The following is a 16,055-nucleotide window of genomic DNA, read 5'->3' on the forward strand; positions in this document are numbered from 1 at the left end:
TTTCACCGTAGTGCCCCTTTTATTTTTGAAGGATTTATGACGTCGACCTGCGACAAGTTATCCATCGCCGATGACAGCGCTGTGTCGATCGAATGAATGCGACGAACGATGATGTGCGCCGATGTTTGCGTCGGTTGCAGCGAGCGTCGGGGGATCAATCTTTGCGCGCATGGCAGACGTCACGCCTCTGACACGAGCGGCTATCCGTGGACGCGGCTTCGGTCAGAAGGCTTCGGTCAGAAGGCTTGGATCAGAAGACTTGGAATTGAAGGGATCGCGCTGAAGATGACGGCAGCGGTCATCAATCGCGTGAACTAGTTGTGCGCCGCCGGCAATCGCGGCTGCTCACGCCCGAAATAAATCCGCGCCTTCCGGGATTGTTGTCCCGAAAAGCGCGGATGCCTGGTCTTGTGGCGGGCGGCGCTTCGGCGCGGGCGCATCCGGCCGATACGAGACCGGGTGCTAGGACACGCGCTTGAAACCGGGAGGCTTCCACGTCCCTTCACCAGCCGGCAGAATCGATGGCGGCGTGGTTTTCGGCCAATACAGCCGCATCACCACATAGATCGGACCATCCGGCGCCGGCAGCCAGTTTGCCTCCTTGTCCGCTCCCGGAGATTTGCTCTGGATGTAGATCGTCAGCGAACCGTCAGAGCCGCGCTTCAAGTGCGGCAACATCGGCGAGTTGATCAGGTAGCGGTTGATCGGATTCTTCACCAAGAGCTGCGACTTGCCGTCATACATCGTGACCGACCAGAAGGCGTTGACCGGCGGCAACTGTTCCGCCGGGAAGGTCAGCGTGTAGCTCGACTTCGAGCAGTCGAGTTCCTTGCCATCGGCGTCCACTTTGCCCAGGGGATACATGGCCTCCACGGCGTCGTTGCCATAGATGCCGGCCTTCGCGGCTGCCGCGCGCAAGAGCCAGTCGCCGTGAAAGAATGCCGCGTCACCGAACGCCGAGCTGACGCGCCAGCCGTTGATGTCCTTGCCGAGGCTCGCCACCGTCTCGCTGACCTTGCGCTCGCCCTCCTTCATGCCAAGCAGAATCTCGGCCTTGTCTTCCAGCGAGAGGCTGCGGAAATCGAAGGTCTTCCCTGGCCCTACGCCGATCCGTGCCAGTTGCTCCCGGATCCAGCGTTCCTCCGGCAGCGCCGGCGCGAATTGAAGCGCGAAGTCCAGATATTCGAAGAACTCGGTGCGGACGAGATCCTTCTCGAACTTGGGGAAGGAAGGCGCCGGCGCCGGCGGCGGCGCGGGCCGATTCAGGAAGCTGGAAAGCGGCTGCGCCTTGTAGCCGGCCTGAACCTTCTTGACGGCCTCAATATCGGCCGGGTCGAACAGCTGGGTCCGGAAAAGTGCCAGGCAGAAATCGCTCGTCGACCGGAACACCTTCTTGATGCCGGCCGGTGTCGCGCCGGTCCATCGCGGGCCGGCGACCAGATAACTTCCCGCATCGCTGCCCGTCGCGCGCGAACCGACATAGCCAAAATTATACGTATTAAGGTCGATCAACTGCAGCGAATAGTAGCGCTTGGGATCGACCGCCGGCACCGAAAAGACGATGGGCTCGGCCCGCAAGTCCAGCCATGCAAACGAATACGGCGTGTCACTGTTGGGCGTGACGACGGCGGTATCTTCGTAGGTGTAAACGCGGGCCTCGTTGACCAGCGTATTGAACGGCGCCTTGTACTGCCCTGACGACTTGTCCACGGCGTACTCGTACATCACACCATAGGACATCACGATCGGCAGGCCATAGATGAAGCCGGCCTCGGCAATGTCCTTGGCCTTGAAGAATCCCGGACGCTCGGACTGCGCCCAGGTTGAACTGCTGGCAGTTGCCGTAATCGCCGCCAACGCGGCAGACCGCAGAAAATCGCGCTTCGTCACGGTCTGCGGGCTCTGAGTCGATCGCCTTTGCATCAAACACTCCCTTTCCAATATGACGGACGGCAGCGCGCGCCACCGGCCGGGGCCTGAGCACGGCACCGGCCCACGCGACACAACCTGCCGCGGACATTTCGCCATCTGAATTGATTTAGATCAATGGTGGCTTTCAACTGCATCTTGCAACTGTCACCCCTCAGGAGTGGCTGCGGTGATTGTCGGTGGGTTGACGTCCGCTTCCGCTCATCAACGCCGAACCAGGGGCCATGCCAGCAGCGTTGAATTCGGCCGGCGAGCTTGCGACGCAGAAAGGGGCGCGGGCGCCCGCCGAACAGCAATCGCAGCGATCCGATCTACTTCAAAACAGGATCAAATAATGTCGTCGGGCTACGCACCACGACTGGCTTGCCGCCGACTACCTTGGCTTCGTTCAACTAGGGCAATCAGGCTGCACCTTAATGAGTCCGGGGCCTAATCCTTCATTCCCGTGATCGAAGCACTGACCGCGCGCGGATCGCGCTGCGGCCAGCGGCCGCTTTCGACCTGCGACAGAAAATCGCCGACGATCCGGTTGTATTCGTCGGGCTCCTCGATGTTGATGGCGTGGCCGCAGTTCGGCATCACCGCGAGCGCGGCCGAGGGGATGCTCTGCTTCATCAGGATGCCGGGCAGCAGGCACGGCCAATCCTCGTCGCCGGTGATGATTAGCGTCGGCACATTGATGTGCTTCATCTCGTCGACCAGCGTGTAGAGCGAGGGACGCTCCTTCTGCACGCCCTGCTGGGTGTTGGCCGATCCCACCGCCGAATGCTCGGCCAGCATGGTCTTGAACTCGGCGTGGCCGCGCGGGTCCTTGTTCTCGTACTGCACGCGGGTCGGCCCGTAGGCGTAACGCTCGGCGAAGGCCGGCATGCCGTCCTTGCGGATCATGTTCGCGATCACGTCGGCCTCGGCGCGAAACGCATCGCGCTTGTCGAGCTCGGCGCCATAGCCGCAGCCGCCGATGCACAGCGACAGCGCCCGATCAGGGTGACGCAATCCGAAATGCAGCGTCGCAAAGCCGCCCATCGACAGGCCGACGATATGCGCCTTGGGCGCGCCGATGTGATCGAGCACGGCCAGGATATCGTCGGCGGCGCGCGCCTGCGAATAGGACGAGACCTGCTCGGGCACATCCGACGGCGGAAAGCCGCGCGCATTGTAGGCGATGGTCCGGAAGCGCTTGCCGAAGTGCCGCATCTGCGGCTCGTAGCTGCGCAAGTCGCCGGCGAACTCGTGGACCAGGATCACCGGATGCCCCGATCCGGTCTCCTCGAAATAAAGCCGCACTCCGTCGTCTGTCACAGCATAGGGCATGTTGATCTCCTGCCTTCTCTCTTTGCTTGTTACGGGATGGTCGCGTTACGGAATGGTCGCGGCCTTCGGCGGCTTGGCGCGCGGCAGATAGGTGCCGTGGTCCTTGCCGCCAATGAGCGCACCGTTATCGACGACCACCTTGCCGCGCACCATGGTCAGCACCGGCCAGCCCGTGACCTCGAGCCCCTCATAGGGCGTGTAGTCCGCGCCGTCGTGGATCAGCTCGTGACGGATCGTCACCTTGCGCTTCGGGTCCCACAGCGCGATGTCGGCATCCGAGCCGACCGCGATCGTGCCCTTGCGCGGATAGAGGCCGTAGATCTTGGCGTGGTTGGTGGCGCTGAAGGCGACGAAGCTGTTGAGGTCGATCCGCCCCTTCACCACGCCTTCGGAGAACAGGATCGGCAGCCGCGTGGCCACACCCGGGATTCCGTTCGGCACCCAGCGGAAGCTGGTACGCCCTTTCGGCGCAAGCTTGCCCTGCGGGTCGTCGTAACGGAACGGACAATGGTCCGACGAGAACACCGAGAACACCTTCTGCTGCAACCCCTCCCAGCAAGCCTGCTGGCTGGCGACGTCGCGCGGCGGCGGCGAACAGACGTATTTTGCGCCTTCCATGTTGAGCTGATCGAGATCCTTCTCGGTCAGCATCAGATACTGCGGACAGGTCTCGCCCATTACCCGCAAGCCCCGCTGCTGCGCGCGCCGGATTTCGTCCATCGCCTCGCGGTTCGAGACATGCACGATCATGATCGGCACGTCGACGAGCTCGGACAGCGAGATCGCGCGATGGGTGGCCTCGCGCTCGACCGGGATCGGCCGCGAGGTCGCATGAAAGCGTGGTGCGGTGTTGCCGGCGCGCTCGAGCCGGTCGGTCAGGAAGCGGATGGCGTCGAAATTCTCCGCGTGCACCATCAGCATGGCGCCGGTCTCGCGCGCGACCGACATGGTTTCGAGCAGCTCGCGGTCCGATAGCGCGAGGCCCTCATAGGTCATGAAGACCTTTAGCGAGGTGTAGCCGTCCTCGACCAGCGCCGGCAGCTCCTGGCCCAGCACATGCTCGGTCGGATCGGTGAGGATGAGATGGAAGGCGACGTCGACATGGCACTCGCCTTCGGCCAGCGAATGGTAATGCTTCAGCGCCTCGCGCAACGTCTGGCCCTTCTCCTGCAGACAGAACGGCAGCACGGTGGTGTTGCCGCCGAACGCCGCCGATCGCGTGCCGCTGGCAAAGCCGTCGGCCATCACGATGCCGTCGCCGGACGGCTGGGCGAAGTGGACATGGCTGTCGATGCCGCCGGGCAGCACCAGGCGGTCGGTGGCGTCGATGATCGTGGCCGCATCGCCGAGATCATGACCGAGCGCCGTGATCTTGCCGCCGCTAATCCCGACGTCGCAGGCGAAGGTGTCGGCAGCGGTCACCACAGTGCCGCCGCGGATGATGGTGTCGAAGGACATCAGTTTGTTCCCTCCTTCGGTGAGCGGTGTTCGATGATTGCGGCGAGTGGCTCGGCCAGCCCGCGCGTCGGCTTCGGATCGGGACGGCGGAAGGTGCCGGCCACCGCCTTGCGCGGCTTGAGCACGGCGAGCGTCTCCGCCTGCCGCACCGCCGCCGCGACCGGATCGACCACCGGCACCGGAATGCGGTCGCGGACTTTTGCCGCGAGCCCGGCGAGCGGCGCGCCCGACAGAATGACGACGTCGGCGTTGTCCTGCTCGACCGCGCGGTTGGCGAGCGCGACCAGCAGCTCCTCCTTCTCGGCCTGCACCTCCGAGATCGACTGGAAGCCGCCGTCAAGCGTGCGGATGCCGGCGCAGCGCGAGCTCAGTCCGTGCATGGCGACGCATTCCTCGTACCAGGGCGCCAGCGCGCCGGCGAAGGTGACGATTGCAAACCGGCGGCCGAGCATGCAGGCGGTGAGCATCGCAGCTTCAGCCAATCCCACCACCGGAAAGGCGAACAGCTCACGCGCGCCGAACAGGCCGGGATCGCCGAACGCCGCGATGACAGCGGCATCGACGCCGGGGCCGGCTTCGGCCAGCATCTCCAGCGCGATCGCGCCGCCGATCTGGGCCTCGGCGCGGGTCGCGATATAAGGCACACCGCGCGCGGCGGTAAGCGGCACGAGTTCGGTGCCGACCGACGCCGCCTTGCTGCCGGCGGCATGGAGCAGATCCGTCACATCAGCCGTCGTATTGGGATTGAGCAGCAGGATCTTCATGACGCAACGTTCCTCGTCTTGCGGCCGCGCGGCCTTGCCGGTGCCTCCGGTGCCGCGGCGCCGTCCGCCTCGGCATCCAGTGTCTTGGCATCCAGTGTCTTGGCATCCAGCGTCTCGGCGACGATCTCGCCGGTGCGGCGCACGTGGTGGGCCAGTATCTGCCCGGCCCGCGCCGCATCGCGGCGCTTTAGCGCGGACAGAATCTCCTGGTGCTCCCGCACCGATTCATCCCAGCGGCCGAGCACCGACAGCGCGAAGAAGCGCGCCCGCTCGGCCCGCGCCAGCAGCGCCTCGTGCGTCGCCTTCAGCACCGCATTGCGGGCGAAGCCGACGATCGCCGAATGGATCTGCTGATTGGTCTGGAAATACTCGCGCAGCTCGCCGCGGCCGTGATGCCACTCGATCTTGTCCTGCAGCACCGCGAGCCGCTCGAAGTCTTCCGGCTCCATGCGCAGCGCGGCGAGCTCGGCGGCGCAGCGTTCGATGCCGCTGACAGCCTCGAACAGTTCAGCGAGCTCGGCACGGCGGAACGGCGCCACCACGGCGCTGTGGTTGAGCCGCAGCTCGACCAGACCCTCGCTCGCCAATTGCTTCAGCGCCTCGCGCAGCGGCGTGCGCGAGACGCCGAGCGCATCGGACAGGTCCGCCTCCCCCAACGATTGCCCCGGCGCCAGCTCGCCGCGCACGATCATGGTGCGCAGCCGCGCCGCTGCCTGCTCGTGCAGCCCGACCCGCGGCACACGCAGGCGGCGCCGTTGCAGCGCGGTCATCGCGCGCTTGGGTTCCTTGTTCCGTCTGGTCGCCTTGGGTTCAGTCACCGCTTGCCTTCACTGTCATGATTGGAGATCGCGCCCTCCCATGTGGATCGCGGTGGCTGCGCGCAGATCGGGGTTCGAGAACAGGCTGCCCCAGCCCTGCACGCGCGACGGATCGCATCCGGCCGCGGCAAGGCACGCCCACAGCGTCACCGCTATCGAGTCCAGCACCGGGGCGCCAAACCTCTGCTCCAGCCGCTCGGCCGCGCCGGCGCCGCGCATGTTGGTGCAGAGCACGACGGCGGCATCGCAGCCCTCGCGCACCACCTCCTCGATCAGCTTTGCGACCTCGGCCTCGCTGACCTCGGCAAAGGAGAAATTGTCCTGCAGCGACAGATGCCGCTCGGCAAAACAATGCAGTCCTTGCAAATTCCAATTGGCGATGATCCGCTCCTGCACATCCGTGCGATATGGCGTCACCAGCCCGATGCGGCTGGCGCCGATCCGCCGCAACAGGTCGCGATAGGCCAGCACCGTGGTACAGGCCTTGATCCCGGTCGCCGCCGTGATCTGCTCGCACAGGCTCTCGTCGCGATCAAAACCGAGCCAGCTCGCCGAGGTGCCGTTCCAGGCGATGACGTCGACCTTGGCATGCGCCAGCAGCTCGGCCGCGCGAAGAATCTCGCTGGCGTCGAACTGGCGCAGCGCCTGTTCCGACAGCGCGATCTCGGTCACCTTGAAGCGCGAGAAATGCGCCGAGACGTCGTCGATCCCCGATAGCATCGCGCAGGTGATCGGCTCGAGCGCGGTATTCGACGACGGCGTCAGCATGCCGAGCCTGATAGGACGTGTCATTGGTGAGCCTCATCACGCGGCCGAACCCTTGGCGGATTCGACCGCATCCGTTCTAGACCGGGAGCTTGCGGCTGTAATCGATCAGGGTCGAGCAGATCAACAGCGCAATGCCCGCGGCGGCGAAATACATCAGGGCCAGGAAGTAGGAGCCGGTGGCCTGCACGATGAAGCCGACGATCAGGGGCGTCGTGATGCCGGCGATGTTGCCGCCGAGATTCATGCAGCCGCCGAGGAAGCCGGACTTGCCGCGGCCCGCCAGCGCCGACGGGATCGCCCAGTACATGCCGCACCAGCGCAGGAAGAACAGCGTCGTCGACAGCAGCACCACGACCGCGACCGCGTTGGTGACGTAGGCGACGAGGAAGATCGACACCGTCGCCATGATCGCCGCGATGCCGAACAGCGTGCGGAACACGGTGTTGGGCGACCCACCCCGCTCCCGCCAGTTATCGCCGATCCAGCCGCCGACCAGCTCGCCGACAAAGCCTGCGAAGAAGATGATGAAGGACGCGCCGCCCAGCGCTTTGATGTCGAAGCCGTGCACCTTGAACAGGTAGGTCGGCATCCAGGTCAGCAGCCCGTAGAACGTGGTGTTGAAGAACATCCAGCCGAGGCACATGCACCACACCGAGCGAAACCGGAAATACGCCATCCAGCTTGCGCCCGAGGACGGCGGCGTCGCCGCATCCTCGATCGCGTGCGCCTCCTCGAGATAGCGCGCCTCGGCTTCGTTGACCGAGGGATGCTCGCGCGGCACGTTGCGGATATAGTACCAGGCCCATAGTCCGCACAGCATGGTGCCGACGCCGGCGATGACGAAGGCGACGCGCCAGGAGCTGAACGCCGCCATCAACCAGGCGATCACGATCGAGCCGAGCGCCGCACCAAGCGGTGCGCCGCCGTCCAGCAAGGTGGCGCCGCGGCCGCGCTCGGTCTGCGTCATCCAGATCGCGTTGAGCTTGCCGCCCGCCGGATAGATCGGCGCTTCCGACGCGCCGAGCCCGAGCCGGGTCAGCAGCAGCAGCATCCAGCTGGTGGACAGCGCCGCCAGCGCCTGGAAGAAGCCCCAGAACAGCGTCGCGAGCGCGATCACGATACGCGGCTTGAAGCGATCGGCGAGCATGCCGCCCGGCACCTGCATCAGCGCGTAGGTCCAGAAGAACGAGCTCAGGATCAGGCCCTGCATCGCCGGATCGATATCGAACTCCTTGGCGATGACCGGCATCGCGACCGAGAGCGAGGCACGATCGATATAGTTGATCGAGATCAGGAACAGCATGAGCAGGAAGATCTTCCAGCGCACGCCGGAAGGCTTTGCCGTATCTGCCATTGCGATGGTGGACACCTGATCGCTCATTGCTCGCTCCTCCCGACAGATTGTTTTGCCCTGCCGCACCCCTCGTCCTTGACGGTCGCCGGCCTCTCCTGCCCTGCGCGAAGTCTGCTTCAAGGCGGCAAACGGGACAAGCACATTTTGTATTCTGCATGCAATTTTTTATATCATATTGATATTACGTGATATTTATCATTTCATGCATCGATTTTGGTCAGCCGGTGATGAGGGATTGAGCGTCAGATCACCGCTCGAGCCAGGCAATTTCGGGGAATTGGTCCCCGCGGTGCGGCTGCAGCGATCGCACGCACAACGGCGTTCTGCTCATTCCAAAAACAGTGGTCCGCGCTTCCCGTCGGAAGCGCGGACCTGTGGTGAGCCGCTGATGCGGATCGTTCGTCAGCGGCGGATGAAGGCCGCCACCACCGCGCTGGAGGTCGCGCAGACAGCAACCACCAGGAACACCAGCGAGGTCTGGTTATGCTTGTCCATGAAGTGGCCGATCATCGGCTCGCCGAGACCTGCGAACAGGTAGGCGAAGAAGTTCATCACCCCGGTCGCGGTCCCTGCCCGCTTGTGGCCGACCAGATCGGGGCATAGCGCCCAGAACGAGGATTGCGGCCCGTAAGTGAAGAAGCCGCACAGGAACAGCACGGTCATCCCGAGAACGACGTCCGAGGTCGGGATCGCGTACATGCACAGCGAGGTGACCGCGGCGAGCGCCATGTAGAGCACGATGGCGAGGTAGCGGCGCGAGCCGAACACCTTGTCCGAGACCCAGCCATTGCTGAACGCGCCGACCGCCATGCCGACCGGCAGCGCGATGCTGATCCAGCGCGGATCGATCACCGAGGCGGCGCCGGCCTTGGCCCAGTTGCTGCCGAGGAAGTGCACCGGCACCCACACCAAGAGGCCATAGCGCGCCGCGTTCTGGAAGCCGATCGCGACGCCGGCGACCAAGAGGCGCCAGTTCGACAGCACCGCCTTGTAGCGCGCCAGCGAGCCCTCGTTGGCGCTGACCGCGGCTTCCGCAGCGGCGACGTCGTCGGCCTCGTCATGCGGCGAGGCAAAGCCCATGTCCTCGGGCTTCTCGCGCGCAATCAGATAGAACGCGATGCCGCCGAGCAGCAGCAGCACGACCGGGATGCGGAAGATCCAGCGCCAGTCGAGCTGGAAATAGCCGACCACGACCAGCGAGGTGACGAACGACAGCACCGAGGCGAGACCGGCCGCGAATGTATAGAGCCCGTAGACCGTGCCGCGCTCGTGGCGGCCCCACCAGTTCGACAGCAGCCGGCTGCCCGGCGCCCACCCCATCGACTGGAAATAGCCGTTGATGCCCCAGAACGCGGTGAGGCTGACGATCCCGGTCGAGAGACTGGTGGCCCAGTTCATGATGAAGGAGAGGATCGCGCCGGCGCTCATCACGCGCCGGCCGCCGAACTTGTCGCCGAGATTGCCGTTGATCGCCTGCCCGACCGCGTAGCACCAGAGCAGCGCCGCGCTCGCCCAGCCCAGTGCCTCCTTGGTGACACCGAACTCGGCCTGGATGCCGGGAATGGCGAAGCCGAAGGTTTGCCGCCCGGTGTAGAAGAACAGATAGCAGAACATCGCCGCGAACAGCATCCGCCACTGCGCGCGGCGGAACGATGTCGCAAGCTCCGGATTCTGGACTCCGACCGAGCCGACGCCCGACGGACTGAACGTGATCGACATTGAGGCCTCCCCTTGTTTGGTTGATCGCAGTCGGCCGCCGCGTTGTTCTTGTTGTCCGCGTGCGGCCCTCGTCGAACGCGCTGCTCTAGACCGGCCAGGGCAGCGAGTAGGTCTTGACGTTGGTGAAGCTCTTGATCGCCTCCTGCACGCCTTCCTTGTAGCCAAGGCCGGAATCCTTGATCCCGCCGAACGGCGACATCTCGATCCGGTAGCCCGGGACTTCCCAGACGTTGACGGTGCCGACATCGAGCTCATTGACGAACCGCGTGATGTAGTCGAGCCGGTTGGTGCAGACGCCCGACGACAGGCCGAACGCGGTCGCGTTCGAGATCCGGATCACGCTGTCGATGTCGTTGGGCACGCGGATGATCGGGATCACAGGCCCGAAGGTCTCCTGCATCACCAGCTCGCTGGTGTAGGGAATCCGGTCCACCACGGTCGGCGGATAGAGCGCGCCGTCGCGAGCGTTGCCGTGCAACAGCTCGGCGCCGTCGGCGACGGCGGCATTGACGCGGCGCTCGAACTCTTTCGCCGCGCCCTCGTGGATCACGGTGCCGACGTCGACCGTCGGATCCATCGGGTCGCCGCATTTCAGCTTGCGTGCTTTCTTCAGCACCAGCGCGGCAAAATCGTCGGCGACCGCCTCGACGCAGAGAATGCGCTTCACGGCCGTGCAACGCTGGCCGGAATTCTTGGTGGCGCCGGTGACCGCGAGCTCGGCCGCCTTGTCGAGGTCGGCGTCCTCCATCACGATCAGCGGATCGTTGCCGCCGAGCTCGAGCACCAGGCGCTTGTAGCCGGCCTTGCTAGCGATGTGCTTGCCAACCCTGACTGAGCCGGTGAAGGTCACGAGATCGGCGTCCGGATCGGTGATCATCGCATCCCCCATCGAATGCGGATTGCCCGTCACCACCGACAGCATCTCGGGCGGCAGCCCGGCCTCGTAGAGCACGTCGGCGAGCGCGAGCGCGGTCAAAGGCGTCAGCTCGGTCGGTTTCAGCACCACGCGGTTGTTGGTCGCGATCGCCGGCGCGATCTTGTGGCTCACCATGTTGAGCGGATGGTTGAAGGGCGTGATCGCCGAGATCGCACCGAGCAACGGCGTGCGCGTCGTGAAGATCTTGCGCGCCTTGCCCTGCGGGCTGATATCGCAGGAGAACGTCTCGCCGTCGTCCTTGATCGCGAGCTGGCCGGCAAAGGAATAGACGTCATAGGCGCGGCCGGCCTCGTAGAGCGAATCCTTCCAGCACAGCCCGGACTCGGCGGTGATCAGCCGCGCGAATTCCTCCTTGCGCCCGGCCAGGATCTCGGCGGTGCGCAGCAGGATGCGCTGGCGCTCGTAGCGCGTCAGCTTCGGCTTGAACGCGGCCGCCCTGGCGAAGGCGCTGCGCACATGCTCCGGCCGCGCCGCCGGGACCGTGCCCACCACCTTGTTGGTGTAGGGATTGAAAACCTCGACATGCTCGTCGGTGTCGACGAAGCTGCCTGCGATCCGCATCTGCTCGTGGCGAACGGCCGGGCTCTGGATGTTCATGGCACTGTCCTTGGGGTCCGAATGAGTCACTGGATGCGGTTGAGCGCGACGTCGAAGGCGTCGAAATTGCGCAAGGCGTGACCGGCGGGCAGCGCGATCCTGCGGTTGGCGATCAGCGGCACCCGCTCCTCGGTCAGCCCGCCATGCGAGCGCAGCGGCTCGGTCAGACCCGAGAGATCGTGACGCGACTCGCTGGTGCCCAGCACCTTGTGCCTGGTCGAGATCACGACGATGTCGCCGATCCGGTCCGGCGGCAGCTCGAACCTGGCGCAGGCCTCCTTGCGCGTCAGCGCGACCTCGATGCCTCCGGTCGCACGCAGGCGCGACAGCAGCGTGTCGACGTTGGCGCCCTCTGGCGTGTAGATGGTCGCGAACGAGCCGAGCGAGCCGTGATGGGCGACATAGGGATCCGTGATCGGCAGGATCACGCGTGCGGCGCCCTTTCCGGTCCAGTCGTCCATGACATCCTGGAGGTAGATCACGTCGGGCTTGCCGTCGGGCAGGAACTTGTCGTTCATGCCGTGGTCGGCGGTCGCCACGATGTTGCAGCCGAGCGCATCGAGCTTCGCAAGATAGCCGTCGATCATCGCGTAGAAGTCGTTGGCGATCTTGGTGCCGAGCCCGACCTTGTGCTGGATGTAGTCGGTGGTCGACAGGTACATCAGATCGGGACGGTAGCGCTCGACCAGCTTGACGCCGGCCGCGAACACGAAGCGCGACAGATCGGCGGAGTAGACTTCGGGCAGCGGCAGGCCGACGAAGTCGAGCACATCATCGATGCCGTTAGCGGCCCTGGTGGCTTGGTCGGCCTTCTCCGACGAGAACGCGATGGCGCGGCCGCTGGAATAGTCCAGACCGTACGCAAGCAAGGTGCGCAGCTTGTCCTTGGCGGTGACGGCCGCGACCTTGTAGCCGGCATCGTGGACACCGGCGAGGATGGTCGGTGCGCGCAAGAACTTCGGATCGTTCATCATGACTTCGGCGTTGTTTGCCGTGTCATAGAAGTAGTTGCCGGCGATGCCGTGCACCGCGGGCGGCCGTCCGGTAATGATCGAGAGGTTGTTCGGATTGGTGAAGCTCGGGATCACGCTGGCGGCATGGACATGCGCGCCCTCCTTCATGAAGCGCGCGAAGGTCGGCGCGACGCCGGCCTCGATCGCTTGTTCGATGTAGCCGGGCTCCGAACCGTCGAGGCAGATCACCACGGTTGGCCGCGTCGGCGCCTCGTAATCGCGCCCGTTGACGGTGATTGTCTTGCGCTTGTCTTGCATGATGCCTCTCCTTGTCACTGCGCCGTCGTCACGCGTTCACCGCACTCGGCATCCGCTGCGTCTGCGCTGCTTCGATCAGCCGTTCCTTCGATCCCAGGAAGTTGCGGCCGCGCTCGCCTTCGAGCGAGTCCGCGATCAGCGCGTGCCATTCCGCACGCTCGATCCTGTAGGCGGCCGGATTGCAGGAGATGCCGAGCCGCGCCATGAAGTCCTCGAGCTCGTCGGCGGCCCGCGCCAGATCGGCGCCGAAGATCTGCTTCAAGCTCTCCTCGCAGAGCCCTCCCGCCCCTTTGACGCTCCGCAGCACCATCGGCAACGAGAACGAGCAGGCAATGCCGTGCTGCACGCCGTGCCGCAGCGTGATCGGATAGGACAGCGAATGCGCGATCGCGGTCTTGGTGTTGGAGAACGCGAGGCCTGCGAACAATGCCGCCTGCGCCATGTGGCTGCGCAGCTCGAGATTGCCGAGGTCACCGGCCAGCTTCGGCAGCACGTCGAGGATGCTGCGCGCCGCGGCCACCGCGTGGTTGGCCGACACCGGGTTGTTGTTGAGGTTCCAGATGCTCTCCAGTGCATGCGACAGCGCGTCGAGCCCGGTGCTGATGGTGAGGAGCTGCGGCTTGCCGAGCATCAGGCGAGGATCGATCACCGCATGGGTCGGATAAAGCGACGCACGCGCCAGCGAGTATTTCTTGCCGTTGACCTCGTCCCACACCGTGCCCCAGCAGGTCACTTCGCTGCCGGTGCCCGCAGTGGTCGGCACCGCGATGATCGGGATCGCCGCGAGGCGCTCGGCGCCCTGCTGCGTCTCCAGATAGGTCTTGACGGTCGCGAAGTCACCGCCGGCGGCCGCGAACACCTTGGCGGAGTCGATCACCGAGCCGCCGCCGAGCGCGACGATCACCTCCGGCTGCCTCGTGAGCCCGGCAAAGCGCGCGCTCTGCTCGGTGAGCAGCCGGTAGTCCGGATTGGGCGCGACGTCGCGGATGGTCAGGACAGACGGTCCCGCCGCGGCGCGCAGCCGCCGCTCGAGTTCGCCGAAGACCGGCTCGCCATAGGTCACGAGCGCATAGGCGCGCTTGCCGATCAGCGCCGGTAATTTGTCGAAGCTGTCGGCTCCGAATTCGATCCTCACCGGGTTGGAATAAGTCCAGTCCATCAGCGCGTCCTCCGTTTGGCGCGAAGGTACGGCGCTGGCTGCTATTGACAAATTCATTCTACGGATGCGTTCTATTGATTATGTCAATAGTGTTCAGCCAGCTCCGCGCCTTCCACGCGGTCGCCGCCCATGGCGGCTTCACCGCGGCCTCGCGCGTGCTCAACGTCGGTCAGCCGACGCTAACTATCCAGGTCAAGGAGCTGGAGGAGACCTATGGCGTCGAGCTCCTGATCCGGAAGCCGCGGCACACCGAACTCACCGAAGCCGGCGCCGCGCTGTTCGAGATCACCCGCGGCATCATGACGTTCTGCGACGAGGCGCACGACCTCCTGGCCGCGCACGGCAAGGCCACCAAGGGACACCTGCGGGTCGCGACCGTCGGGCCGTTTCACGCCACCGAGATCATCGCGGCGTTCAAGCGCGATCATCCGGAGGTGCAGATCTCGACCCTGCTCGGCAATTCCGAACGCACCTTCCGCCACATCGTCGACTTCGAGGCCGACGTCGCGATCCTGGCGGAGGTGCCGGAGGATCCGCGCGTTACCATGATCCCCTACCGCACCCACCGCGTGATCGTGTTCGTCAACCGCGATCATCCCTGGTTCAAGCGCAAGTCGGTCAGGCTGCGCGAGCTGGCCGACCAGCCCATCGTGCTGCGCGAGCGCGGCTCGACCACGCGGCGCGCGTTCGAGGCCACGATGCAGGCCGAGGGCATCAAGATCGAACCGGTGTTCGAGATCGAGAGCCGCGAGGGCGTGTGGAAGGCGGTCGAGCGCGGCCTCGGCATCAGCGTCGTCGCCGACTTCGAATTCGTGCCGCACCCCAATCTGCGCGCGCTGGAGATCAGCGACCGCACCATCAAGACCCAGTACAGCATCGCCCATCACAGCGGCCGCGGCCACTCGCCGATCATCAAAGCGTTCATCGACACGGTCCGGCGCATGAAGGGTACGGATCGCAACTAGCGGCGACCTTCGCCCCAGCGCCTCCATCCCCGGGCGTTAGCAACGATTCCCTGTCCCGCCGGTTAGGCCATCAACCCTTTCGGAAAGGACAGCAGCCAATGGTCAGCAAGCCGCTCGAGAACCCGACCAGCAAATATCCGAAACCGCCGTTCAGGCGGCAAAGCCAGCCCTGGCCCGGTCTTGCAAGCAAGATGGAGCCGCGGCCGGACCATGGCGAACGAAGCTATCGCGGCTCGGGCCGGCTCGCCGGGCGCAAGGCGCTGATCACGGGTGGCGACTCCGGCATGGGGCGCGCCGCTGCGATCGCCTTCGCGCGCGAGGGCGCCGACGTCGCCATCAACTATTTTCCTTCGGAAGAGCCCGATGCGGAGGAGGTCATCGGCCTGATCAGGGCCGAGAAGCGCAACGGTCTGGCAATTCCTGGCGATCTTCGCGACGAAGGTTTTTGCAAGGAGCTGGTCAAGCGCTCGATCGACGGGCTTGGCGGCCTCGACATCATCGTCAACAACGCAGCCCGGCAGCAAGCGCGCGAGTCCATCCTGGACGTCTCTTCGGAAGATTTCGACGCGACGATGAAGACCAATGTCTATGCACCGTTCTGGATCATCAAGGCCGCGCTGCCGCATCTCAAGCCGGGCGCGGTGATCATCGGTACGGCTTCGGAGCAGGCCTACGATCCCTCGCCCGACCTATACGACTATGCCCAGACCAAGGCTGCGACGATGAACTACGTGAAGTCGCTGGCAAAGCAGCTCGGACCAAAGGGCATTCGTGTCAACGCCGTCGCGCCGGGACCGATCTGGACCCCGCTGCAAGTGTCCGGCGGGGCATCGATGGAGAAGCTGGAAAACTTCGGCGGACATACCCCTCTCGGCCGACCCGGCCAGCCCGTCGAGCTGGCATCGATCTACGTGCAACTTGCCGCCGCCGACGCGAGCTTCGCCAACGGTCAGGTCTATGGCTCGTCAGGCGGCGCTGGACCTCCCTAGGGGGTGTCGGCAC

General features: G+C 65.0%; 13 protein-coding genes. 2 read left to right on the forward strand and 11 right to left on the reverse strand.

The genetic code is table 11. The features are described 5' to 3' along the window. Nucleotides 1-462 precede the first annotated feature (462 nt). The 11 genes from QA639_RS25325 to psrA form a co-directional block, all read right to left on the reverse strand. Nucleotides 463-1,923, reverse strand: a complete 1,461-nt coding sequence (locus tag QA639_RS25325; protein WP_028336427.1) for a DUF1254 domain-containing protein — start codon at nt 1,921-1,923, stop codon at nt 463-465. A 435-nt stretch (nt 1,924-2,358) separates the two neighbouring features. Beyond that, nucleotides 2,359-3,243: an alpha/beta fold hydrolase gene (locus QA639_RS25330; protein ID WP_157340897.1), complete on the reverse strand. Its 885-nt coding sequence runs from the start codon at nt 3,241-3,243 to the stop codon at nt 2,359-2,361. A 45-nt stretch (nt 3,244-3,288) separates the two neighbouring features. Beyond that, nucleotides 3,289-4,701, reverse strand: a complete 1,413-nt coding sequence (gene hydA / locus QA639_RS25335; protein WP_198400074.1) for a dihydropyrimidinase — start codon at nt 4,699-4,701, stop codon at nt 3,289-3,291. Then, nucleotides 4,701-5,465, reverse strand: coding sequence for an aspartate/glutamate racemase family protein (locus QA639_RS25340; RefSeq protein WP_157340895.1), 765 nt, complete (start codon nt 5,463-5,465; stop codon nt 4,701-4,703). Before QA639_RS25340 ends, hydA begins: the two co-directional genes overlap by 1 nt. After that, nucleotides 5,462-6,283, reverse strand: a complete 822-nt coding sequence (locus tag QA639_RS25345; protein WP_346283700.1) for a GntR family transcriptional regulator — start codon at nt 6,281-6,283, stop codon at nt 5,462-5,464. The genes QA639_RS25340 and QA639_RS25345 overlap by 4 nt, the downstream gene beginning before the upstream one ends. Before the next feature lie 15 nt (nt 6,284-6,298). Then, on the reverse strand, nt 6,299-7,075 hold the full coding sequence (locus tag QA639_RS25350; protein ID WP_157340889.1) for a maleate cis-trans isomerase family protein: 777 nt from the start codon (nt 7,073-7,075) through the stop codon (nt 6,299-6,301). 52 nt (nt 7,076-7,127) lie between these two features. Then, nucleotides 7,128-8,432, reverse strand: coding sequence for an MFS transporter (locus QA639_RS25355; RefSeq protein ID WP_028336433.1), 1,305 nt, complete (start codon nt 8,430-8,432; stop codon nt 7,128-7,130). Between the two features lie 375 nt (nt 8,433-8,807). Continuing rightward, complete coding sequence (locus QA639_RS25360) at nt 8,808-10,124, reverse strand: MFS transporter (protein ID WP_028336434.1); 1,317 nt, start codon at nt 10,122-10,124, stop codon at nt 8,808-8,810. A gap of 85 nt (nt 10,125-10,209) precedes the next feature. Further along, on the reverse strand, nt 10,210-11,658 hold the full coding sequence (gene phnY, locus QA639_RS25365) for a phosphonoacetaldehyde dehydrogenase (RefSeq protein ID WP_157340887.1): 1,449 nt from the start codon (nt 11,656-11,658) through the stop codon (nt 10,210-10,212). A gap of 26 nt (nt 11,659-11,684) precedes the next feature. Continuing rightward, nucleotides 11,685-12,932: a phosphonoacetate hydrolase gene (gene phnA, locus QA639_RS25370; RefSeq protein ID WP_428841186.1), complete on the reverse strand. Its 1,248-nt coding sequence runs from the start codon at nt 12,930-12,932 to the stop codon at nt 11,685-11,687. A 25-nt stretch (nt 12,933-12,957) separates the two neighbouring features. Next, on the reverse strand, nt 12,958-14,088 hold the full coding sequence (psrA, locus tag QA639_RS25375) for an iron-containing alcohol dehydrogenase PsrA (protein WP_157340883.1): 1,131 nt from the start codon (nt 14,086-14,088) through the stop codon (nt 12,958-12,960). A gap of 80 nt (nt 14,089-14,168) precedes the next feature. On the opposite strand from psrA, the gene QA639_RS25380 reads away from it, so the two are divergent. Continuing rightward, on the forward strand, nt 14,169-15,053 hold the full coding sequence (locus QA639_RS25380) for a LysR substrate-binding domain-containing protein (protein WP_157340881.1): 885 nt from the start codon (nt 14,169-14,171) through the stop codon (nt 15,051-15,053). Between the two features lie 98 nt (nt 15,054-15,151). Beyond that, entirely contained in the window at nt 15,152-16,042 is an 891-nt protein-coding gene (locus QA639_RS25385; RefSeq protein WP_198400073.1) for an SDR family oxidoreductase, read from the forward strand. The last annotated feature ends 13 nt before the right edge of the window (nt 16,043-16,055 follow it).

This window comes from Bradyrhizobium pachyrhizi, from assembly GCF_029714545.1.
GTDB classification, from domain to species: Bacteria; Pseudomonadota; Alphaproteobacteria; order Rhizobiales; family Xanthobacteraceae; genus Bradyrhizobium; species Bradyrhizobium pachyrhizi.